The 21,503-nt window shown below is 68.2% G+C and carries 21 protein-coding genes; 11 read left to right on the plus strand and 10 right to left on the minus strand.

The features are described 5' to 3' along the window. The first annotated feature begins 30 nt into the window (after nucleotides 1–30). Nucleotides 31–2,298 carry a thiamine pyrophosphate-dependent enzyme gene (locus ACK4SG_RS05340; protein WP_409600441.1) on the plus strand — a complete coding sequence of 756 codons (2,268 nt, stop codon included), beginning with the start codon at nucleotides 31–33 and terminating at the stop codon, nucleotides 2,296–2,298. Nucleotides 2,299–2,344: 46 nt separating this feature from the next. Here ACK4SG_RS05340 and ACK4SG_RS05345 read toward each other — a convergent pair whose 3' ends face one another. The 3 genes from ACK4SG_RS05345 to ACK4SG_RS05355 form a co-directional block, all read right to left on the minus strand. Then, entirely contained in the window at nucleotides 2,345–4,003 is a 1,659-nt protein-coding gene (locus ACK4SG_RS05345; protein ID WP_409600443.1) for an acetolactate synthase large subunit, read from the minus strand. Between the two features lie 4 nt (nucleotides 4,004–4,007). After that, nucleotides 4,008–5,612, minus strand: coding sequence for an FAD-dependent oxidoreductase (locus ACK4SG_RS05350; RefSeq protein WP_409600445.1), 1,605 nt, complete (start codon nucleotides 5,610–5,612; stop codon nucleotides 4,008–4,010). Between the two features lie 93 nt (nucleotides 5,613–5,705). Further along, nucleotides 5,706–6,563 carry a YgfZ/GcvT domain-containing protein gene (locus ACK4SG_RS05355; RefSeq protein WP_409600727.1) on the minus strand — a complete coding sequence of 286 codons (858 nt, stop codon included), beginning with the start codon at nucleotides 6,561–6,563 and terminating at the stop codon, nucleotides 5,706–5,708. A gap of 130 nt (nucleotides 6,564–6,693) precedes the next feature. On the opposite strand from ACK4SG_RS05355, the gene ACK4SG_RS05360 reads away from it, so the two are divergent. From ACK4SG_RS05360 to ACK4SG_RS05380, 5 genes are read left to right on the plus strand one after another with little or no spacing between them, the layout of a single operon-like run. Further along, a complete protein-coding gene (locus tag ACK4SG_RS05360; protein WP_409600729.1) occupies nucleotides 6,694–6,780 on the plus strand; it encodes a DUF1674 domain-containing protein in 87 nt (28 codons plus the stop codon). 48 nt (nucleotides 6,781–6,828) lie between these two features. After that, nucleotides 6,829–7,239 carry a succinate dehydrogenase, cytochrome b556 subunit gene (sdhC, locus tag ACK4SG_RS05365; RefSeq protein WP_409600447.1) on the plus strand — a complete coding sequence of 137 codons (411 nt, stop codon included), beginning with the start codon at nucleotides 6,829–6,831 and terminating at the stop codon, nucleotides 7,237–7,239. After that, nucleotides 7,236–7,631, plus strand: coding sequence for a succinate dehydrogenase, hydrophobic membrane anchor protein (gene sdhD, locus ACK4SG_RS05370; RefSeq protein WP_409600449.1), 396 nt, complete (start codon nucleotides 7,236–7,238; stop codon nucleotides 7,629–7,631). The genes sdhC and sdhD overlap by 4 nt, the downstream gene beginning before the upstream one ends. Before the next feature lie 6 nt (nucleotides 7,632–7,637). Continuing rightward, nucleotides 7,638–9,425 (plus strand): succinate dehydrogenase flavoprotein subunit, encoded by a 1,788-nt coding sequence (gene sdhA / locus ACK4SG_RS05375; protein WP_409600451.1) that lies wholly within the window; start codon nucleotides 7,638–7,640, stop codon nucleotides 9,423–9,425. A gap of 16 nt (nucleotides 9,426–9,441) precedes the next feature. Next, complete coding sequence (locus ACK4SG_RS05380; RefSeq protein ID WP_409600453.1) at nucleotides 9,442–10,224, plus strand: succinate dehydrogenase iron-sulfur subunit; 783 nt, start codon at nucleotides 9,442–9,444, stop codon at nucleotides 10,222–10,224. Nucleotides 10,225–10,293: 69 nt separating this feature from the next. Here the strand turns inward: ACK4SG_RS05380 and ACK4SG_RS05385 are convergent, their stop codons facing one another. The 7 genes from ACK4SG_RS05385 to cyoA are packed head-to-tail and all read right to left on the minus strand — an operon-like array spanning nucleotide 10,294 to nucleotide 17,038. Then, nucleotides 10,294–10,836 (minus strand): response regulator transcription factor, encoded by a 543-nt coding sequence (locus tag ACK4SG_RS05385; protein WP_409600455.1) that lies wholly within the window; start codon nucleotides 10,834–10,836, stop codon nucleotides 10,294–10,296. Next, on the minus strand, nucleotides 10,833–12,179 hold the full coding sequence (locus tag ACK4SG_RS05390) for an ATP-binding protein (RefSeq protein ID WP_409600457.1): 1,347 nt from the start codon (nucleotides 12,177–12,179) through the stop codon (nucleotides 10,833–10,835). Before ACK4SG_RS05390 ends, ACK4SG_RS05385 begins: the two co-directional genes overlap by 4 nt. Further along, a complete protein-coding gene (locus tag ACK4SG_RS05395; RefSeq protein WP_409600459.1) occupies nucleotides 12,142–12,897 on the minus strand; it encodes an SURF1 family protein in 756 nt (251 codons plus the stop codon). Before ACK4SG_RS05395 ends, ACK4SG_RS05390 begins: the two co-directional genes overlap by 38 nt. A 16-nt stretch (nucleotides 12,898–12,913) precedes the next feature. Further along, on the minus strand, nucleotides 12,914–13,315 hold the full coding sequence (gene cyoD / locus ACK4SG_RS05400; RefSeq protein WP_409600461.1) for a cytochrome o ubiquinol oxidase subunit IV: 402 nt from the start codon (nucleotides 13,313–13,315) through the stop codon (nucleotides 12,914–12,916). Next, nucleotides 13,312–13,941, minus strand: coding sequence for a cytochrome o ubiquinol oxidase subunit III (gene cyoC, locus ACK4SG_RS05405; RefSeq protein WP_409600463.1), 630 nt, complete (start codon nucleotides 13,939–13,941; stop codon nucleotides 13,312–13,314). Before cyoC ends, cyoD begins: the two co-directional genes overlap by 4 nt. Nucleotides 13,942–13,945: 4 nt before the next feature. After that, nucleotides 13,946–15,967: a cytochrome o ubiquinol oxidase subunit I gene (gene cyoB / locus ACK4SG_RS05410; protein WP_409600464.1), complete on the minus strand. Its 2,022-nt coding sequence runs from the start codon at nucleotides 15,965–15,967 to the stop codon at nucleotides 13,946–13,948. 21 nt (nucleotides 15,968–15,988) lie between these two features. Next, nucleotides 15,989–17,038: a ubiquinol oxidase subunit II gene (cyoA, locus tag ACK4SG_RS05415; RefSeq protein ID WP_409600466.1), complete on the minus strand. Its 1,050-nt coding sequence runs from the start codon at nucleotides 17,036–17,038 to the stop codon at nucleotides 15,989–15,991. A 162-nt stretch (nucleotides 17,039–17,200) separates the two neighbouring features. Here cyoA and ACK4SG_RS05420 point away from each other — a divergent pair, with 162 nt between their 5' ends. From ACK4SG_RS05420 to lolD, 5 genes are read left to right on the plus strand one after another with little or no spacing between them, the layout of a single operon-like run. Beyond that, nucleotides 17,201–18,523 carry an MFS transporter gene (locus ACK4SG_RS05420; RefSeq protein ID WP_409600468.1) on the plus strand — a complete coding sequence of 441 codons (1,323 nt, stop codon included), beginning with the start codon at nucleotides 17,201–17,203 and terminating at the stop codon, nucleotides 18,521–18,523. Between the two features lie 52 nt (nucleotides 18,524–18,575). Beyond that, the gene (locus tag ACK4SG_RS05425) at nucleotides 18,576–18,824 is read left to right on the plus strand and encodes a succinate dehydrogenase assembly factor 2 (protein WP_409600470.1); all 249 of its coding nucleotides are present in this window, start codon (nucleotides 18,576–18,578) and stop codon (nucleotides 18,822–18,824) included. Further along, complete coding sequence (locus ACK4SG_RS05430) at nucleotides 18,775–19,227, plus strand: hypothetical protein (RefSeq protein ID WP_409600472.1); 453 nt, start codon at nucleotides 18,775–18,777, stop codon at nucleotides 19,225–19,227. Before ACK4SG_RS05425 ends, ACK4SG_RS05430 begins: the two co-directional genes overlap by 50 nt. 23 nt (nucleotides 19,228–19,250) lie before the next feature. Continuing rightward, complete coding sequence (locus tag ACK4SG_RS05435; protein WP_409600474.1) at nucleotides 19,251–20,495, plus strand: lipoprotein-releasing ABC transporter permease subunit; 1,245 nt, start codon at nucleotides 19,251–19,253, stop codon at nucleotides 20,493–20,495. Further along, a complete protein-coding gene (gene lolD, locus ACK4SG_RS05440; RefSeq protein WP_409600476.1) occupies nucleotides 20,488–21,192 on the plus strand; it encodes a lipoprotein-releasing ABC transporter ATP-binding protein LolD in 705 nt (234 codons plus the stop codon). The genes ACK4SG_RS05435 and lolD overlap by 8 nt, the downstream gene beginning before the upstream one ends. Nucleotides 21,193–21,503: the final 311 nt, after the last annotated feature.

A 21,503-nucleotide genomic window follows, 5' to 3' on the forward strand; every position in this document is an offset into this window, starting at 1 on the left:
TTCCCGTCTTCATGGACGGGGGAGACCTGTATGTTCGCCACCGTCCCCAACCCCATCCCGGCCCGCATGAAGGGCCTCAACCGCGCCGAGATCTGCGACGTCAACTTCCAGGAGTTCGTGCGCGGCTGGAACGGGCAGACGCAGCCCAAGCCGGCGCCGGATGAGGCAATCCTCGACGGCAGCGCGCTGGACGCCCGCGGCTTCCGCGAGCTGTTCGAATCGCAGCTGATTTCGCGCCACCTGGACCTGATGGCCCGCGTGCTGCGGGTGCAGAACAAGGTCTTCTACACCATCGGCTCCAGTGGCCATGAGGGCAACGCGATGGTCGCGCGCGCGGCGCGCCATACCGACCCGGCGTTCCTGCACTACCGCAGCGGCGGTTTCATGGCTGAGCGCTTCCGCAAGCTGCCGGGCATGGATCCGATCATGGATTCGGCGCTGAGCTTCGCCGCCAGTGCGGAAGACCCGGCCAGCGGTGGCCGCCACAAGGTCTGGGGCAGCAAGCCCTTGTGGGTGCTGCCGCAGACCTCGACCATCGCCTCGCATCTGCCGAAGGCGCTGGGCACCGCGGTGGCGATCGAGGCTGGCAAGCGCCTTGGTGTGGGCCTGCCGATCCCGGATGATGCCATCGTCATCTGCTCGTTCGGCGACGCGTCCGCCAATCACGCCACCGCGCAGACCGCGTTCAACGCGGCCAGCTGGACCGCTTACCAGAAGCTGCCGGCGCCGGTGCTGTTCGTCTGCGAGGACAACGGCATCGGCATCTCGGTGAAGACGCCGACGGGCTGGATCGGCGAAAGCTTCCGCAACCGCCCCGACCTCGACTATTTCTTCGCTGACGGCCTGGACCTGGCCGCCGGCTACGGCGACGTGCTGCGTGCGGTGGAGCACTGCCGCCGCACCCGTCGGCCCACCTTCCTGCACCTGCGCACCCAGCGCATCATGGGCCATGCCGGCACCGACTTCGAGATCGAGTGGCGCAGCATCGAGGAGCTGTGCGCGGTGGAGGCGGGTGATCCACTGCTGCGCTCGGCCGCGATCGCGCTGGAGTCCGGGTTGATGACCAAGGACGAGATCCTGGCGCTGTACGAGGACACCCGTCGCAAGTGCTTCGCCGCCGCCGAGGACGCCGACCGCCGCCCGCGCATCGAAACGTTGGAGCACGTGATGCGCCCGTTGGCGCCGTACACGCCGGACAAGGTGCAGGCCGAGGCCACCCGCGCGCCGTCCTTCGATGCCCGCGTGAAGGCGTTCGGCGGCGAAGACAAGCTGCCCGAGAAGCAGGCGGCCAGGCATCTGGCCATCCAGATCAACCAGGCCCTGCACGACCTGTTCGCCAAGTACCCGGACACCCTTCTGTTCGGCGAGGACGTGGCCCAGAAGGGGGGCGTGTACACCGTCACTAAGGGCCTATACAAGGCATTCGGCAGCAAGCGCGTGTTCAACACGCTGCTGGACGAGACCATGATCCTCGGGCTGGCCCAAGGCTTCGCCAACATGGGGATGCTGCCGTTCCCCGAGATCCAGTACCTGGCCTATCTGCACAACGCCATTGACCAGCTGCGCGGCGAGGCGTGCTCGCTGCAGTTCTTCAGCAATGATCAGTTCCGCAACCCGATGGTGGTGCGCATCGCCGGCCTGGGCTACCAGCGCGGTTTCGGCGGGCACTTCCACAACGACAACTCGGTGACCGCGCTGCGCGACATCCCGGGCTTGGTGGTCGGCTGCCCGTCGCGCGGCGACGACGCCGCGATGATGCTGCGCACGCTGGCGGCGCTGGCGAGGGTGGACGGTCGCGTGACGGCCTTGCTCGAGCCCATCGCGCTGTACATGACCAAGGACCTGTACGAGCCAGGCGACGGCCAGTGGCTGACCGAATACCCGACGCCCGACCGGGCGCTGGTGCTGGGCGAGGAACGCGTCTACAACGCGGAGGCCACCGACTGCGTGATCTTCAGCTTCGGCAACGGCATGCCGATGAGCCTGCGCGCCGCGCGTGAGATCGAGAAGAAGCACGGCTGGAAGGTGCGCGTGGTCGACCTGCGCTGGCTGGTGCCGCTGAACCATGCGGCCATCGCGAAGCATGCGGGCGAGTGCGACCGCATCCTGGTCGTCGATGAAGGCCGCTTCAGCGCCGGCATCGGCGAGGGCGTGATCACCGCGATCACCGAAGCCGGCTTCGGCGGCAAGCCGATCCGGCGCGTCGTGGGTGCGGACACCTACACGCCGCTGGCCGGCGCGGCGTTCCTGGTGATTCCCAAGGACGAGGACATCATCGCGGCGGCGGCCACGCTGTAATCGCCGGCGCGTGGCCCGGCGGCCGCGCGTGACGGTGCCGGCCGGGTCAGGGCGCGATCTTGCGCTTGAGCGCCCGCGCCACGGGCAGCGGCAGGTTCGGCAGCGAGCGCAGCAGCCACGGCAGCAGGCGGCGCTTGGCGCCGCCCAGGGACTCCGGCACCACGGCTTCGATGAGGTGCGGACCCGGCTGGGCGAGGGCGTATTCCAGCGCCTTGCAGAAGGCTTCCGCGGTGTCGGCACGGGCCGCGTGCACGCCCATGCCCTGCGCCAACCGGCAGAAGTCCAGCCGTGGCTGGTCGAGGTCGAGCTGCGAGCGGGCCTTGGGGCCTGGGGTGGTGTCGGCGCCCACGCGCTCCAGTTCGACGTTGAGTACCGAATAACTGGCGTTGTTGAAAATGATCGTGGTGACGTCGAGGCGCTCGCGGGCCATCGTCCACAGCGCCTGAAGGGTGTACATCGCGCTGCCGTCGCCGACCAGCGCGATCAGCGGGCGATCCGGACAGGCGATGGCGGCGCCCACGGCGTTAGGCAGGCCTTGCCCGATCGCCCCGCCGGTGAGGGTGAGCAGGTCATGGCGCGGACAACCGGCGGTCATCGCGCCCAGCAGCAGGCCGGAGGTGATGGCCTCGTCGATGACGATGGCGCGCTCCGGCAGCAGGTGGCCGACGGCTTTGCAGACCTTGGCGGCGGTGAGGCGGCCGCGTGGGCGGGAGGGGCGGAAGGCGGACTGCAAGGCGGGCGCGGCCTGTGTTGCGCCCAGCGCGGCGGCGAGCTTTTCCAAGCTGGCCACGGCATCTTGGGCGGGGGTTGCCAGTGCATGCACGGTACAGCCGGCGGGCACCAACTCGCTGGCCTTGCCGGGATAGGCGAAGAAGGACACCGGCGGCTTGGCATCGACCAGCACCAGGTGTTCGATGCCGGTGAGCTGCAGTGTGGCCAGTTCGGCCAGATAGGCGATCCGCTCTAGCGCCGGCAGGCCGGCGCCGCGCTCCAGCCGGGTCGGAAACACTTCGCAGAAGAGCTTGACGCCACAGTGGGCGGCGATGCGTGCGGCGGCCAGCAGGCCCGGCTCGCGCAGGGCCTGACCGCCCAGCAGCAGTGCGGCGCTGCCGCCGCTGCGGATGGCGCTGGCGATGCTCGCCACGGTGGCGTCGTCCGCCGCCGGCGGTGCGGGCGGCGGCGGGGGTGGGCAGGGCGTGCCGCCTTCGCTCCAACTGACATCGGCGGGCAGGATCAGCGTGGCCACCTGGCCGGGCAGGCCGCGTGCCGCACGGATTGCATCCACCGCATCGGCGCACAGCGTTGCCGTGTCTTGCGCGGTGCGCACGAAGCCGGGCGAGACGTTGCGGGCCACGGTTTCGATGTCGGACTGTAGCTGCGCATCCAGCGGTACGTGGTAGGTGGCATGGTCGCCGACGATGTTGAGCACCGGCACCTTGCCCTTGCGGGCGTTGTGCAGGTTGGCCAGGCCGTTGCCCAGGCCCGGCCCCAGGTGCAGCAGGGTCGCGGCGGGTTTTCCGGCCATGCGTGCATAGCCGTCGGCGGCACCGGTGGCCACGCCTTCGAACAGGCACAGCACGGCGCGCATGCGTGGCTCCGCGTCCAGCGCGGCCACGAAGTGCATTTCGCTGGTGCCGGGGTTGGTGAAGCAGACCTCGACGCCAGCATCGGCCAGGGTTTTGAGCAGGGCGTGTGCTCCATTCATGGCATCAGACTCCGGTGATGGATCGGGCAGCGGCCTGCGCGGTGAGGATGCAGCCGGGCAGGAAGGTGCCTTCCAGTGAGCGCTTGCCGCAGGCACCGCCACCGCCGAAACCGGCGGCTTCGCCCACGCAGTACAGGCCCGGGATCGGCGCGTCATTGGCATCCAGCACCCGGCTGTACAGGTCGGTACGCAGCCCGCCCAGGCTCTTGCGGGTGATCAACCGGGTCTGGATGGCGATGAAGGGGCCGGCGCCGTGCAGTTGCAGCGGGGCGGGTTTGCAGGTGCGCAGGCGGTCTGGCCCCCACTGGCGGGCGTGCAGGATCCGCCGCACCTGCCAGTCGTCCTGTGGGTTGGCGCCGGGGGCGAAGTGCGCGTCGAAGGCGTCCACCGTGGCCTGCAGCACCGCCGGGTCGATGTCGTGCGAGCAGGTCAGCGCGTTCATTTTGGCGGCGAGGCCCGCCAGCGTGTCATCGACCAGGAAATGCGGGCTTTCCTGCTGCATCTGCCGCACCAGGCGGGTATTGCCCAGAAGTGTTTCCAGCATGAAGCGCACAAACTGGCGGTCGCGGATGCGGGGGTTGTGTTCCGCGCCGGAGATGGCGAATTCCTTGATCGCGATGCGCCAGTTGAGCAGCTGCCAGGTCCAGGGTGTTGCCTGTTCGGCCACGCGCTGGCACAGCCAATGGGTGTCGAAGCCGGTGACCAACGGTTCCGGGCCGATGCGGCGGCCCGTGTGATCCAGCCACAGCGCCGATTTGCAGGGAATCAGCGACAGCCCGTGGCCGGGAAAATGCGGAAATGGGTGGGGGATGCCGGCGGCGTAGTTCCACATCTCGCCGGGACGGACGATCTGCGCGCCCAGCCGGGCTGCTTCGTCGTGCATCTGGCCATCGGCGAACGGATGCGCGCCGTTGAGCAGCTCGGTCGGCAGCGGCCGCTCCGGTGGCCAGTGGCGGCGCAATGCTTCGTGGCTGCCATTGAGGCCGCCGGTGGCCAGCACCACGACGGGCGCGTCGATATGGACCTCCTTACCGGTGCCGTCCTCCACGGCCAGCACGCCGGTCATGCGGCCACCGGTGGTCTCCAGCGCGGTGGCACGATGGCGATGCAGCAGCGTGAGCTTCCCGCCCGCGCCGGCCCCGCGCAACGCGGCGATCATCCGTCCCGTCAGTTCGCGCGATGTGCCCCAGACAATGTGGTAGCGCGGGACGGTGTTGCCGTCGCCGTTGCGGCCGCGCTCCACCCAGTTCACCGCCGGCATGAATCGGATGCCGTGTTCCTGCAGCCAGTCATGCACGTCGGTGCGCGAGCGCTCGACATAGTGGCGCGCCCAGGCCACGGCATGGGTGTCACTTGGATCAAGCTCGCCAAAGCGCAGCCAGTCGGCCAGCGCGCGCTCGGGCGAGTCGGCAATGCCGCGGCGGCGCTGCAGCGGCGTGTCCACCAGCGCCATGCCGCCGAACGCCCACAGCGCCAGCCCGCCGAAGCGCTCGGGCGTGTCGCGATCCACCAGCGCCACGCGCTGGCCATCACGCAGGGCTTCCAACGCGGTCACGATGCCGGCGAGGCCGCCGCCGATAACCACCACGTCTGTTTGCAGGCTTGCCATGCGGTGCCCCTCAACGCCGTCTTGGCCGGCGCGCATCGCGATGACGCCGCCCGTCGCAGCCCCACGATAGCCGCAAGTCGTGCGCGCCGTCCCTCAGCGTGCCAGGCCGGCCAGCAGCGACTGTTCGCGCAGCGGCACGCCGCCCGGACCCTGGATGCCGTCGCCGTGGCCCAGCGGCAGCACCGCCAGCGACAGCGTCCCCGCGCTGCTGACCACGCTGCCAAGCGGCTGATCGTTGCGACGCAGCTCTGCACCGGCGGCCAGCGGCACGTCGCCTTCCAGCAGGACCAACCCGCGCTTGGCCTGGCCCAGGAAATGGGTGCGCGCCACGATTTCCTGCCCGGGGTAGCAGCCTTTCTTCACGCTGAAGGCGGCCAGCCGATCCAGCGAGAGCTGCTGTGGCGTCCACTGCTCGGTCTGCGCGGCCGGCAGCCACGGCAGGCCGTGGGCCAGATCGGCACGGAGCCAAGCTGCCTCCGCCCGGGGATCGGCTGGTGCCGGGGCGCCACCCAGCAGGAGCGTGCGCGGGCCGCCATCGCCGCCGACGTCCAGCGCAAGGCGGCCCTCGTCCAGCTGGCCCATCCGCGCCCCCGCGGCCGCGGGCAGCGCGGCAAAGCAGCCCGCCACCGGCATGGCCAGCGGGGCCAGCGTCACCTTGCTGCGGAACACGAAGCGTTGCAGCCGCGCAGCCAATCCCGCGGCATCAGCCTCGGGCAGCAGCACCAGCCACAGCGTCTCCGCGTCCAGCCGGAGCAGCGCAAACAGCGCGATGACGCGGCCTTTCGGCGTCAGCCAACCGTTCCATTGCCACTGGCCGTCCGCCAGTACCGTGACGTCGTTCATGAATTGCGCCTGCGCGAAGCCCACCGCATCCCGTCCGGACAGGGCGAGGGCGGCGTGGCCGGGCAGGGCGAATTCTTGGGCTGGTGCGGCTTGCGGCTTGTCGTGCATCGGCTTGCGGACGTAAACTTGCGGGGTCGTGAATGCATCGATCATAGGCCAAACCCCCGTCACGCCGGAGCCCGCGCCCACCGCGCCCGCGCCGGCCGGGGCGCCGTCGCCGGATCCATGCGCGCCGTCCGTGCGTACAGAAATCGGCGGTCGCGACGGCCCGGACCCCACGCGTTACGGGGACTGGGAAAAAAACGGTCGCTGCATCGACTTCTGATCTTTCGCCACGCGGTCTTGACCGCCCCTCCCGGAGAACGCACCGATCATGGCTGCTTCCGAACCACGCGTCCGCGAACGCCCGCTGTCGCCGCACCTGCAGGTCTATCGCTGGCAGGTCCAGATGGCATCGTCCATCCTCCACCGCATCACCGGCACGATCCTTGCGGTCGGTGCGCTGGCGTTCGTCTACGGCCTGCTGGCGCTGGCCGGTGGCCCGCAGCGCTGGGCCGCGTTTGCGGACTGCCTAGAGGGCCCGCTGGGCAAGGTGTTGCTGTTGGGCTTCAGCTGGGCGCTGGCCTACCACCTGATCAACGGCGTCCGTCATCTGCTGCAGGACGGCGGGCTGGGCTTCTCGGTGCCGGATTTCGTTCGCAGCAGCTGGATTTCGATCATCGGCAGCATCGTCCTCACAGCCGTCGGCTGGGGTATCGTGCTGTCGCACTGGGGGCAGGCATGAACGGCAACGCGAATGATCTGCGCACGCCGCTGAAGCGTGCGCGCGGCCTGGGTTCCGCGAAGGACGGCACCCACCACTTCATCTGGCAGCGCGTTACCGCCATTGCGACCGGCCTGTCCGGCCTGTGGCTGCTGGGCATGCTGCTGACCCTGCGCAGCGGCGACTACGCCGTGGTGCACGGCCTGGTGGCGGATCCCGTCAATGCCACGGTGCTGGTGGCTTTCCTGCTCGGCATGTTCTGGCACGCGCGTCTGGGCCTGCAGGTGATCGTGGAGGACTATGTCCACACGCCGCTGTCGGCCACGCTGGCGCAGCTGGCCATTCTTTTCGTCTGCGCCCTGGCGGCCATCGCCGGCGTGCTCGCGGTGCTGCGCATCGCGCTCGGGAGCTGATCTCCGATGTCTGCCTACAAGATCCAGGAACACACCTTCGACATGATCGTGGTCGGCGCCGGCGGCGCCGGCCTGCGCGCCACCTTCGGCCTGGCCCAGAAGGGCCTGCAGACCGCCTGCATCAGCAAGGTCTTCCCCACCCGCAGCCACACCGTGGCGGCGCAGGGCGGCATCTCCGCCGCGCTGGGCAACATGGGCGAGGACGACTGGCGCTTCCACTTCTACGACACCATCAAGGGCTCCGATTGGCTGGGTGACCAGGACGCCATCGAGTACATGTGCCGCGAGGCCATCCCGGCGATCATCGAGCTGGAGCACCAGGGCGTGCCGTTCAGCCGCACCGAAGACGGCAAGATCTACCAGCGCCCGTTCGGCGGCATGACCACCCACTACGGCAAGGGCACCGCCCAGCGCACCTGTGCTGCCGCCGACCGCACCGGCCACGCCATCCTGCACACCCTCTATCAGCAGGCGCTGGCGCACCAGGCGCAATTTTTCATCGAGTACTTCGCCCTTGATCTGATCATGGACGAGGAAGGCGCCTGCCGTGGCGTGCTCGCGCTCGACATGGCGGAGGGCACCCTGCACCTGTTCCGCGCCCAGGGCGTGGTGCTGGCCACCGGCGGCTACGGCCGCGCCTATTTCTCGGCCACGTCGGCACATACCTGCACCGGCGACGGCGGCGGCATGGCGCTGCGCGCCGGGTTGGGCCTGCAGGACATGGAGTTCGTGCAGTTCCACCCCACCGGCATCTACGGCGCGGGCTGCCTGATCACCGAGGGCGTGCGCGGCGAAGGCGGCATCCTGCGCAACAGCAACGGTGAGCGCTTCATGGAGCGCTACGCGCCCAACGCCAAGGACCTGGCGTCGCGCGATGTGGTGTCGCGCTCGATGACCATCGAGATCCGCGAAGGCCGCGGCGTGGGCGAGCACAAGGATCATATCTTCCTGGACCTCACCCATCTCGACCCGAAGGACATCCACGAGAAGCTGCCCGGCATCGCCGAGAGCGCGCGGATCTTCGCGGGCGTGGACGTCTCGAAGCAGCCGATCCCGGTGATCCCGACCGTGCACTACAACATGGGCGGCATCCCCACCAACTACCACGGCGAAGTGGTGCAGCTGAAGAACGGCGACCCCGATGCGGTGGTGCCGGGCCTGTACGCCATCGGCGAGGCGGCCTGCGTGTCGGTGCATGGCGCCAACCGCCTAGGCTCCAATTCGCTGCTGGATCTGGTGGTGTTCGGCCGTGCGGTGGCCAACCGCTGCGCCGAGACCATCAAGCCCGGCGCGCCGCACAAGCCGCTCGCAAGCGACGCCTGCGACAAGGCCCTGGCCAATCTGGACAAGCTGCGCAACGCCCACGGTGACACGCCGACCGCGCAGATCCGCCTGAACATGCAGCGCGCCATGCAGCGCGATGCGGCCGTGTTCCGCACCGGGGAGACCCTGGCCGAGGGCGTCAAGGCGATCCGCGACATCCATGCCAGCTTCGCTGACGTGCGGGTTTCCGACCGCTCGCTGGTGTGGAACTCCGACCTGATCGAGACGCTGGAACTGCAGAACCTGCTGGGCCAGGCGCTCACCACGATCGTCTCCGCCGAGAACCGCAAGGAGTCGCGCGGCGCCCACGCCCGCGAGGACTTCCCGGAGCGTGACGACGAGAACTGGCACAAGCACACCATCTGCTGGGCCGACGAGGCGGGCAACACCCGCATCGATTACCGCCCGGTGCACATGTACACGCTGACCGGCGAAGTCGACGTCGTGCCGCCGAAGAAGCGCGTCTACTGATCCGGGAGATCTGACCATGGCCGAATTCACCCTCCCGAAGAACTCCAAGATCCAGAAGGGCAAGCACTTCCCGGCGAAGGGGGCCAAGCAGCCGCGGACCTTCAAGGTCTACCGCTGGAACCCCGACGACGGCATGAACCCGCGCACCGACACCTACGAGGTGGACATGGCGCAGTGCGGGCCCATGGTGCTGGACGCGCTGATCAAGATCAAAAACGAGATCGACCCCACGCTGACCTTCCGCCGCTCCTGCCGCGAGGGGATCTGCGGCTCGTGCGCGATGAACATCGGCGGTACCAACACGCTGGCCTGCATCTGCGCGGTCGAGGACGTCAAGGGCAACGAGATCGCCATCTATCCGCTGCCGCACATGCCGGTGGTGAAAGACCTGGTGCCGGATCTGACCCATTTCTACGCCCAGCACGCCAGCATCCGGCCGTGGCTCCGCGCGCAGACGCCGCCGCCGCCGGACCGTGAGCGCCTGCAGAGCAAGGAAGATCGCGCCAAGCTGGATGGTCTGTACGAGTGCATCCTGTGCGCCTGCTGCAGCACGTCCTGCCCCAGCTACTGGTGGAACGGCGAACGCTATCTGGGCCCGGCGATCCTGCTGCAGGCCTACCGCTGGATCGTGGACAGCCGCGACGAGGACACCGGCGAGCGTCTGGACGAGCTGGAAGACCCGTTCAAGCTGTATCGCTGCCACACCATCATGAACTGCGCGCGGACCTGCCCGAAGGGGCTGAACCCGGCCAAGGCGATCGCCGAGATCAAGAAGCTGATGCTGGCCCGCAAGGCCTGATCCACGCAAGCTGGAACGCCATCGCCAGACCGTCGCCCCTCGGGGCGACGGTCTTCGCGTTTCCGGGGGTTACTTGACCCGCCGCTTTTCCAGCTTGCGCGCCAGCGTGCGGCGGTGCATGCCCAGCTGGCGGGCGGCCTCGGAGATGTTGAAGTCCGCCGCGGCCAGGGTCTCGTGGATGTGCTCCCACTCCAGCGTCTTGATGGAGGAAGGACGTCCGCCGAGTTCGACGCCGGTATCCCCTTCGGCGCGGGTGAATGCGGCCTCGATATCGTCGGTGTTCGACGGCTTGGCGAGGTAGTGACAGGCGCCCAGCTTGATCGCCTCCACCGCGGTGGCGATGCTGGCGTAGCCGGTCAGCACCACGATCAGCATGTCCGGGTCATGCGCGTGCAGGGCCTTGACGCAGGCCAGTCCGGACGCGCCGCCGGCCAGTTTCAGGTCCACCACCGCATGGGTGGCGGACTCGCCGGCGTCCAGCGCCGCCTGCAGCGCTTCCAGCCCGGGCAGCACATGTACCGTATAGCCACGGCGTTCGAATGAACGCGCCAGCGTCCGTGCGAACGCGGCGTCGTCTTCGATCAGCAGCAGGCGGCGGGCGTTGCCCATCATGGCGGGTCTGAAGAAGCCTCGGGGTTGTAGGGGGCCAGGGCTTGCAGCGGGATTCGTACGGTGACCACCGCGCCGCCGCCTGGCCGGTTGCGGGCCGCAATGGTACCGCCCAGCGTACGCGCCACATTAACGGAGAGAAAAAGCCCGAGCCCACGCCCGGGCGCACCTTTGCTGGAGCGGTAGGGGGTGCCCAGCCGTTCCAGCATGCCCGGGCTGAAGCCAGGGCCGGCGTCCTCCACGGCCATCACCAGCTGGTCGGCTTCCAGGCGCGCATCCAGCGTCACCTGGCCCGGCGAGGCCTCCTGTGCATTGTCCAATACGTTGAACAGCATCTGCCGGATGCCGTCATCGGCCACGATGCCGATGCCCGGCATGATCTGGTTGTGCAGCGCCAACGGGGCCTGGGTGCGCTGGCGCCAATGCCCGGCCAGCGACTCGATGAAGGCGTGCAGGTCGGTCGGGTGCGGCGCTTCACCGCGCGGTTCGCCAGCCGATTGCAGGATGCCGCCGACGATCGCCTTGCAGCGCAACACCTGCGCCTGCATCTCGGCCACGTCCTGCAACAGTTCCGGGTCGGAGGTGAAATGCGGCAAGTGCTGCCAGTCGCCCAGGATCACCGCCAGCGTGGACAGCGGCGTACCCAGCTCATGGGCCGCGCCGGAAGCCAGCAGGCCCATCCGCACGATGTGTTCCTCCTCGGCGGCGCGCTGGCGCAGCGCCGCGAGGCGGGCATCGCGGGCGCGCAGGATCTCGCCAATGCGGCCGATGAACACCACCAGCAGCATAGCCACCAGCACGAAGCACAGCAGCAGGCCCTGCACATAGCGGTCAGCCAGCCCGGCAGCGGGGTTGGCCGGCAGCCGAACCGGCCCGGGGAATACGGCCAGCGCCACCACGCAGCCGGTGGTCAGTGCCACCACCAGCCAGCGCGAGCGCGGCCGCAGCAGCACCGCGGCCAGCACCACCTGCAGGACATAGAGGAACACGAAGGGGTTGGTAATGCCGCCGGACAGGTGGAGCAGGGCGGTGAGGGCGGCCATGTCCAGCAGCAGCGCCAGCAAGAGGTGGCGATCGGTGATGCGGCCGCGCCGACGCCAATAAGCCGGGGCCAGCAGATTGAACACGCACAGCCCGGCCAGCACCAGCAGCATCGGCAGCAGCGGCAGGCGGATGCCCATGCCCGCGTGTACCACCACGATGGCCAGCAGCTGGCCCGCCACCGCGATCCAGCGCAGCAGCACCAGCTGCTGCATGTTCCTGCCGCGGGCGGTGCGCTGCCAGCCGAAGCCGGTGTCAAGGCCGTCGTCAGGCATGCCGGTCGGGGGGCGGGGGGAAGTCGGCATCGGGCCCATGGTGCCGCATCCGGCGCCCGTCGGACAGCACCCGCCACAGGCCCCATGCCGATAGCAGCGCCAGTGCAAACCAGGTCAACGCGTATTGCAGATGCTGGTTGCGGAAGCGCACCACCGTCATGCCAGGGCGCGGCCAGCCGGTCGCAGCGGGATTGGCCGCAGCGTCGATGAAATAGGGCGCCACGTTCTGCAGTCGGCGTGCACGGGCGATCGCCGCGACATCGCGAGAGTACCAGCGTTCCTGTGCCGGCTGGTTGGTACGCAGGAAACCGCCACCGGGCTCGCTACGGCGCAGCAAGCCCGGCACCGTCACCGGCCCGGCAGGCGGTGGCGCGGCCTGTGCATCCGCAGGGACGAAGCCGCGGTTGATCAGCACCATCCAGCCTTGCGCTGTCCGCAGCGGGCTGAGCACCCAATACCCTGCGCCGAGTTCGGTGACGGCCTGGGTGCGGGTCTCTGCACCCTGCACATACTGGCCATGCACGACAACGCGCCGGTATTCCTCGCGTTCGCTGTCCAGCGTCGGCCACAAGGCGGGCGGTGGAGCCGGGATGGGTGGAGCATGCAGGTAGCCCTCCACCCGGGCGATCAGCGCCCGTTTCCAATGCAGCCGCTTAAGTTGCCACACGCCCAGTGCCGAGAAGCCCGCCACGCCGCACACCAGCAGCGCCAGCAGCAACAGGCGAGACAGGCGGCGGGGCGCGGGCATCCGGGCACTCCCGGCGTCAGTCCACCATCCGCGCGTCGTGCGGGGTCATCGGCATCATGTTGGTGTTCATGTGGTGCATGACCCACAGCGTGCCGGCCAGTACGATCACCAGCAGGATCAGGGTGAAGAGGATCGAGATCAGGTTCCAGCCGCCCTCGGAGCGCGCATCCAGGTGCAGGAAATACACCATGTGAACCAGGATCTGTACGACCGCGAAGGCGATCAGCGCCACGCCGGTGACGGTGGCGCTGGGCAACACCTTGCCCATCACCAGCCAGAACGGGATGGCGGTGAGCACGACCGAGAGGAAAAACCCGGTCAGGTAGCCGCGCAGGCTGAAGTGGATCCCCGGCGTGGCCTCGTGGCCATGGTGTGCGCCGTGGCCGTTGGAGTCGGAAGAGTGCGGGTGTTGGCTCATTGCAGCACGCCCATCAGGTAAACGAAGGTGAACACGCCGATCCAGACCAGATCGAGAAAGTGCCAGAACATCGACAGGCACAGCAACCGGCGCTGGTTGGCCGCGGTCAGGCCGAACCGGCCGACCTGCAGCATCAGCGTGAGCAGCCAGACGATACCGAAGCTGACATGCAGTCCGTGGGTGCCAACCAGAGCGAAAAACGAGGTCAAAAACGCGCTGCGCTGTGGGCCTGCGCCTTCGTGGATCAGATGCACGAACTCATAGATCTCGAGGCTGACGAAGGCCGCGCCCAGCAGGCCGGTGATCGCCAGCCAGCCCAGCACGCCACGCTTGCTGCCAGCCTGCATGGCGATCATCGCCAGCCCGTACGTCAGCGAGGAGAATAGGAGCAGGGTGGTGTTGACCGCCACCAGCTTCAGGTCGAACAGCTCGGCGCCGGACGGGCCGGCCGCATAGCTGCGGCCCAGCACCCCGAAGGTGGCAAACAGGCAGGCGAAGATGAGCAGGTCGCTCATCAGGTAGATCCAGAAGCCCAGCAGAGAGCCGTTCTCCGGATGGTGGTGGCCCTCCAGGTCGAGGAAGGCCGCGGTGGGGTCGGCCGGACGGCCGGTGGCAGGCAGGGACATCGCGTCAGACATGGGTGTGGGCCAGTTGCTGGGTGCGCGCGGCTTCAGTCGCGGCCACGTCTTCGGCCGGGATGTGGAAGTCGCGGTCATAGTTGAAGGTGTGCACGATGGCCGAGATCACCAGTGCCACGAAGGCGGTGACCGCAAGCCACCAGATATGCCAGACCAGGGCAAACCCAAGCACCAGGCTGAGGCCGGCCAACACCACACCGGCCGCAGTGTTCCTGGGCATGTGGATCGGCAGGAAGCCAGACTCAGGACGCGTGAAGCCATGCTGCTTCATGTCGGCCCAGGCGTCGTTGTCGCGCACCACCGGGGTGAAGGCAAAGTTGTATGCCGGCGGCGGCGAGGAGGTGGACCACTCCAGGGTGCGGCCATTCCAGGGATCGCCGGTGAGGTCGCGCAGCTGCTCGCGCTTGCGGTAGCTGACCACCAGATTGACCAGGAAGGCGGCGATGCCGATGGCGATCAGCGCGGCGCCGAAGGCAGCGATCACAAACCACGGCTGCAGGCTGGGATCGTCGAAATGGCTCATGCGGCGGGTGACGCCCATCAGCCCCAGCACGTACAGCGGGGTAAAGGCAAACCAGTAGCCGAAGAACCAGAACCAGAACGACACCTTGCCCCAGAACGGATCAAGCCGGTAACCGAACGCCTTGGGGAACCAGTACGTCATGCCGGCGAATGCCCCGAACACCACGCCGCCAATGATCACGTTATGGAAGTGGGCGATCAGGAACAGCGAGTTGTGCAGCACGAAGTCGGCCGGGGGCACTGCCAGCAGCACGCCGGTCATACCGCCCACGGTGAAAGTCACCATGAAGCCGATCGTCCACAGCATCGGCACCTCGAAGCGGATGCGGCCGCGGTACATGGTGAACAGCCAGTTGAACATCTTCGCCCCAGTTGGGATCGAGATGATCATGGTGGTGATCCCGAAGAACGAGTTCACGCTGGCGCCCGAACCCATGGTGAAGAAGTGGTGCAGCCACACCAGGTACGACAGGATGGTGATGCACACCGTGGCGTAGACCATCGAGCTGTAGCCGAACAGGCGCTTGCCGGTGAAGGTGGACACCACCTCCGAGAACACGCCAAACAGCGGCAGGATCAGGATGTAGACCTCCGGATGGCCCCAGATCCAGATCAGGTTCACGTACAACATCGGGTTGCCGCCGAGGTCGTTGGTGAAGAAGTTGGTGCCCAGGTAGCGGTCCATGGTCAGCATCGCCAGCACCGCGGTCAGCACCGGGAAGGTGACCACGATCAGGATGTTGGAGCACAGCGCCGTCCAGGTGAACACCGGCATCTTCATCAGGCCCATGCCCGGCGCACGCATCTTCAGGATGGTCACTACCAGGTTGATGCCGGACAGGGTCGTGCCGACGCCTGCGATCTGCAGGGCCCAGATGTAATAGTCCACCCCGACGTCAGGGCTGTAGTCGATCCCCGACAGCGGCGCCATCGCCAGCCAGCCCGTTTTGGCGAACTCGCCGACGAACAGCGAGATCATCACCAGCCCGGCGCCGGCGGTGGTCATCCAGAAGCTGAAGTTGTTGAGGAACGGGAACGCCACGTCGCGGGCACCGATCTGCAGCGGCACCACGTAGTTCATCAGCCCGGTGATGAACGGCATGGCCACGAAGAAGATCATGATCACGCCGTGGGCGGTGAAGATCTGGTCGTAGTGGTGCGGCGGCAGATAGCCAAAGTTGTCGCCAAAGGCGATCGCCTGCTGGGCGCGCATCATCAGCGCGTCGGCAAAGCCGCGCAGCAGCATCACCAGGCCCAGCACCATGTACATGATGCCGATCTTCTTGTGGTCGATGCTGGTGGCCCACTCGCGCCAGAACACGCCCCACAGGCGGTACCGGGTAACCAGGCCAAGCACGGTCAGGCCCGCCAGCGCGGCACCGATGAAGGTCGCGATGAGGATGGGCTCGTGATACGGGATCGCCGCCAGGCTCAGCTTGCCCAGCCAGGGCGAGACGTCGGCGGCGCCGGGGGAGAGGGTGGGGGAGGTCATCATGGCGTTCGGAAGTCGGAATCAGGGGGCGCGCAGCGCCAGCGTCCAGGCCGGGGTGGCGGCGTCGGCGGTGCAGACCTCGCCCGGCACGTAGGGGCGGCCGCGCAGGTCGCCGCGGCTGCGGTTGCGGAGCATGGCCAGGCCGCTGCCAGAGGCGCTACGGCCGCCGGTCGCGTCAATGGCCATCATCTCGTGCATGCACATCCGGCCCGGATCCACGCAGCGGTTGAGGACGGCGTCGTACAGGCCCGGGTCCACTCCGGCGAACAGGCGCGCAGGCTCGCGCTCGCTGGGCTTCTCCAGCGCCAGATAGCGCGCGCGGTCCAGGCGTTCGCCGGCAGCACGTGCCTTGCTCACCCAGGCCTGGAACCCGGCTTCGTCGGTGGCATGCACGGCAAAGCGCATCCACGAGAAACCGGCGCCGCTGTAATTGGAAGAAAAGCCGACGAACTCACCGGGCTGGTTGGCAACCGCGTTCAGCTGGGTCTGCATGGAGGGCATGGTGTAGATCATCCCGGCCAGCTCCGGGATGTAGAACGCGTTCATCACGGTCGAGGACGTGAGCAGGAAGCGCACCGGGCGGTCCACCGGCAGCGCCAGTTCGTTGACCGCGGCCACGCCCTGTTCGGGATAGATGAACAGCCACTTCCAGTCCAGTGACACCACCTGCACCTCCAGTGGCTTGACGTCGGCCGGAACCGGCTTGCCGGGGGCGATGCGGTCGAGCGGGCGATAGGGGTCCAGGGTGTGGGTGGTGATCCAGGTGATGGCACCCAGGGCGAGGATGATCAGCAGCGGGCCGCCCCAGATCACCAGCTCCAGCTGGGTGGAGTGGTCCCAGTCCGGGGTGTAGGGCGCTGAGCGGTTGGAGGCGCGGTAGCGCCAGGCAAAGAACAGCGTCAGCCCGATGACCGGCACGATGACGATCAGCATCAACGCCGTGGCAACCAGGATCAGGTCGCCTTGCTGGCGGGCGACATCGCCGGACGGATTCAGGACTACGGTGCGCGCGCATCCGGTAAGAGCCAAAAGCGCGGGCAGCAGCCACGTTGCGCGTGGAAGCTTGGGCATGGTGGGGAAGGGACTTGGGGGAGTCTGGGCGCCACTGTAGCCCCGGATCATGGCGGGTGCGATTGGACGTTTTGTCCTATCGCGCCGCTGGTCGGGTTGGCCTAAGCTGCTACAGGGCGGCCTTTGGCCGCATCTTTCCCCCTGCCTCTGGATCTGCCCACGATGTCCGTCCATCCCCAGGCCATGGCTTCCACCCACGACCACAACGCCAAGAGCGACCCGCACGTCGCTCCGGGCGAAATCGCGGTGGGCGTGGTGATCGGCCGCGCATCCGAGAACTTCGATTTCTTCGTCTACGGCATTGCCTCCGCGCTGGTGTTCCCGCGCGTGTTCTTTCCGTTTGCGGACGCGCTGACCGGTGCCCTGTACTCCTTCGCCATCTTCGCGCTGGCCTTCGTGATGCGGCCGCTGGGGACAGCACTTTCCATGCAGCTGCAGCGGCGCTGGAGCCGCGAAGCCAAGCTGACCGTTGCGTTGTTCCTGTTGGGCACGGCGACCGCCGGCATCGCCTTCCTGCCGGGCTACGCGACACTGGGCGGCGCGGCCATCGTGCTGCTGGCGTTGCTGCGCATGCTCCAGGGCATGGCGATGGGCGGCTCGTGGGACGGTCTGCCGTCGCTCCTGGCCATCAATGCTCCCAAGCATCGTCGCGGCTGGTACGCCATGCTGGGGCAGCTGGGTGCGCCGGTGGGGTTCATCGTCGCCGCTGCGCTGTTTGCTTACCTGATGGCCAACCTGTCCGAGCGGGATTTCTACGACTGGGGCTGGCGCTACCCGTTCTATGCCGCGTTCGCCATCAACGTGGTGGCACTGTTCGCCCGGCTGCGGCTGGTGGTGGCCCGCGAGTATGAGCAGGAAATGGGCCAGCGCGAGCTGGAGCCGGTGCCGCTGCGCGAGCTGTTCAGGGTCAAGGGCCGTCATGTGCTGATCGGGGCGTTCGCGCCGCTGGCCAGTTACGCGCTGTTCCACATCGTGACCATCTTCCCGCTGTCCTGGGTGCTGCTGTTCGACAAGCAGCCGATCGTCGGCTTGCTGTGGGTGCAGGTGCTGGGCGGTTTCATCGCCATCGGCGGCGTGCTGGCCTCGGGCGTGATTGCCGACCGCGTGGGGCGCGTGCCCACGCTGGGCGGGCTGGCGCTGGCCATCGCGATGTTCAGCGGCTTTGCGCCGACGTTGCTGGGCGGTGGCGAGCTGGCGCAGGACGCTTTCATCCTGATCGGGTTCCTGCTGCTGGGGCTGTCCTACGGCCAATCCTCCGGCGCGGTGACCCGCAATTTCGGTTCGCGCTACCGCTACACCGGCGCGGCGCTGACCACCGACTTCGCCTGGTTGATCGGCGCGGCTTTCGCGCCGCTGGTGGCGCTGTGGGTATGCGCGAAATTCGGGCTGGCGTTCCTCGGCGCCTATCTGCTGTCGGGTGCCATCAGCACGGTGGTGGCGCTGGTCGTGCACCAGCGCATCAAGCGCGCCGAGGCGCGTGCCTGATCGGGCCCGCCCCGCGCGATAATCAGCGCGACCCCACCCACGGATCTTCGCCATGGACGAGGAAGCGGAACTGAGGAAGCTGCGCTGGCGCTGCCGGCGCGGCATGCGCGAGCTGGACCAGTTGCTGGAGCGCTGGCTGGAACGCCAGTGGCGGCAAAGTCCGACCCACGAACGCGAGGTGTTCCTGCGGCTGCTGGACACCGAGGACGACAAACTCTGGCGCTGGTTCCTCGGCCATGAGGTGTCGCCCGATGTCGAAATCGCATCGCTCGTCCAGCGCATCCGCCAGCTTCCAGTGTGACTGGCGGCCATCCAGGCTGGGCCTGGCCGCGCTGATGGTGCTGTCGACGCTGGCCCCGCTGTCGGTATTGGCGTCGGATCTGCCGCTGCCCCTGGCCTGGTCTCTGGCCTGTATCGCCCTGCTGGCGGGTGCCCGCCAGGCCAGCCGCTATCGGCGCCGGGCGACGTGCCGGCTGTCTGTGCCCGCGGGGAGTGGGCTGCCGCAGTGCGATGGCGTGCCCATGCGGCAGTTCCGGCTGCACCGGCGCGGGCCGCTGCTGTTCCTGCACTGGCGGGGACCCGACAGGCGCCCGGAGCGCCTGGTGTTCTGGCCCGACACCTTGCCTGCCCCGGCGCGGCGTGAACTGTGGCTGGCCCTGCAGCGGGGCGCCACTGCCGGCCAGGGGGCTTCGATGGCAGGATAGGCGCTCACTCGAAAGGGCTTGCGATGTTCAAACCCCTCCCCGTCGCTATCGGCCTGCGCTACCTGCGCGCCAAACGCCGCAACGGTTTCATCTCGTTCATCTCGCTGGCCTCGATCCTCGGCATCGCGCTGGGCGTTACCGCGCTGATCACCACGCTGGCGGTGATGAGCGGCTTCCAGAAGGAGATCCGCGACCGCATGCTGGGCATGGCCGCGCACGCCACGGTCAGTGGCTACGGCGAGCCGCTGCAGGACTGGCGGCATGCGGTCCAGGTGGCCACCGCCGACCCGCGCGTCGCGGGCGCCGCGCCCTACATCGAGAAAGAGGCGCTGGTATCCGGTGCCAGCAACCAGCCGGCGATGCTGCGCGGCGTGGATCCGGCGCTGGAAGGCCGGGTATCGGTGCTGCCCGGCAGGATGGTGCAGGGCAAGCTGGCCGACCTGGTGCCAGGCAGCTTCCGCATTGTGCTGGGCAAGGAGCTGGCGTTGTGGCTGGGCGTGGGCGTGGGCGATGACGTCATTGTCACCCTGGCCGAGTTCCGCAGCACGCCGGTGGGCGGCATCCAGACCATGAAGCGCTTCAAGGTCAGCGGTATCTTCGAGGTCGGTTACAACGAGTTCGACAAGGGCTTGGCGGTGGTCAACCTGGCCGATCTGCAGCGCGTGCTGCGGATGGGCGACGGCGTCACCGGCGTGCGCCTGAAGCTGCACGACATGGACCGCGCCTTCGACGTGGGGCGCGATTTGGCGCTGAAGCTCAAGGGCCCGTACCGGGTCAGCGACTGGACCCAGGACAACGCCAACCTGTTCCGCGCGCTGAAGATGGAGAAGACGGTGATGGCCATCCTGCTGTCGCTGATCGTGGCAATGGGCGCGTTCAACCTGGTGTCCTCGCAGGTGATGCTGGTCACCGACAAGCAGGCCGACATCGCCATCCTGCGCACGCTGGGCCTGACCCCCGGGCAGGTGATGCGCACGTTCATGGTGCAGGGTGGCCTGATCGGCCTCATCGGCACCGTGGCCGGGGTGATCGGCGGCGTCGCGCTGACCCTCAACCTCAACAACCTGCTGCAGGCCATCGAGCGCGTGTTCGGCGTGCAGCTGCTGCCCGAGGATGTCTACTACATCACTGGCCTGCCCACCGACATGCAGGCGGGCGATGTGGTTGCGATCGTCTGTGCGGCGCTGTTGATGGCCTTCCTGGCCACCCTGTATCCCGCCTGGCGCGCATCGCGCACGGCCCCGGCGGAGGCGCTTCGCTATGAATGAGCCGATGCGGGACGTGATCCGCGCCGAAGGCCTGGGCAAGACCTACGCCGAAGGTAAGCTGCACACGCCGGTGTTCGATGGCCTGGATATCGCCGTGCAGGCGGGCGAGACCGTGGCCATCCTTGGCGCCTCCGGTGCCGGCAAGAGCACCCTGCTGCACCTGCTGGGCGGGCTGGACGTGCCGAGCGCGGGCGAGGTGTACGTCGCCGGCCAGAAGATGAGCGCGTTGTCCGACGCCGCCCGTGGCCGCCTGCGCAACCGCGCGCTGGGCTTCGTCTACCAGTTCCACCACCTGCTGCCGGAATTCACCGCGCTGGAGAACGTGATGATGCCGGTGCTGCTGGCCGGCGAGTCCACCGGCCAGGCGCAGCGGCGCGCGCAGGCGCTGCTGGAGTCGGTGGGGCTGGGGCATCGGCTGGCGCACAAGCCGGGCGAACTGTCGGGCGGTGAACGCCAGCGCGCCGCCGTCGCCCGCGCGCTGGTCAACAATCCGGCCTGCGTGCTGGGCGACGAGCCCACCGGCAACCTGGACGAAAAGACCGCCGGCCATGTGTTCGCGCAGATGCTGGAACTCAACCGCGCGCAGGGCACCAGCCTGGTGCTGGTGACCCATGATCGTCGCCTGGCCCGGCGCCTGGACCGCGTGCTGGAGCTGCGCGAAGGCCGGCTGCATGCGCTGGCGGCTGCCGACGTCTGAGCCCATCGCCCGGCCGTTGCGCCGAAGGTAAACGAGGCCGTCCGGCAGCGGTGCAGCGGCGCGGGGGGAATCACAGCTGTTGTGCGTTCGCCGGAAGCAGCCCGCCCGCCGGCAGGCTGTCGATGCGCGCGCCGGGATGCTGCAGGCCCGCCGCACGCGGCAAAGCCTGAGCCGCCCGCGGGCGGAGCGCCGATGCACATCGCGCTGGCACTGCCCGAGGCTGCGGGCATGGCCTTCGCCGTTCCCGCATTTCGCTGCTGGTGGCCCGTCTGGGGCGCATCTCGCCGACCCGCAGGCGTTGTCTTTCCGCT

The organism is Thermomonas sp. (assembly GCF_046293095.1).
GTDB lineage: Bacteria > Pseudomonadota > Gammaproteobacteria > Xanthomonadales > Xanthomonadaceae > Thermomonas.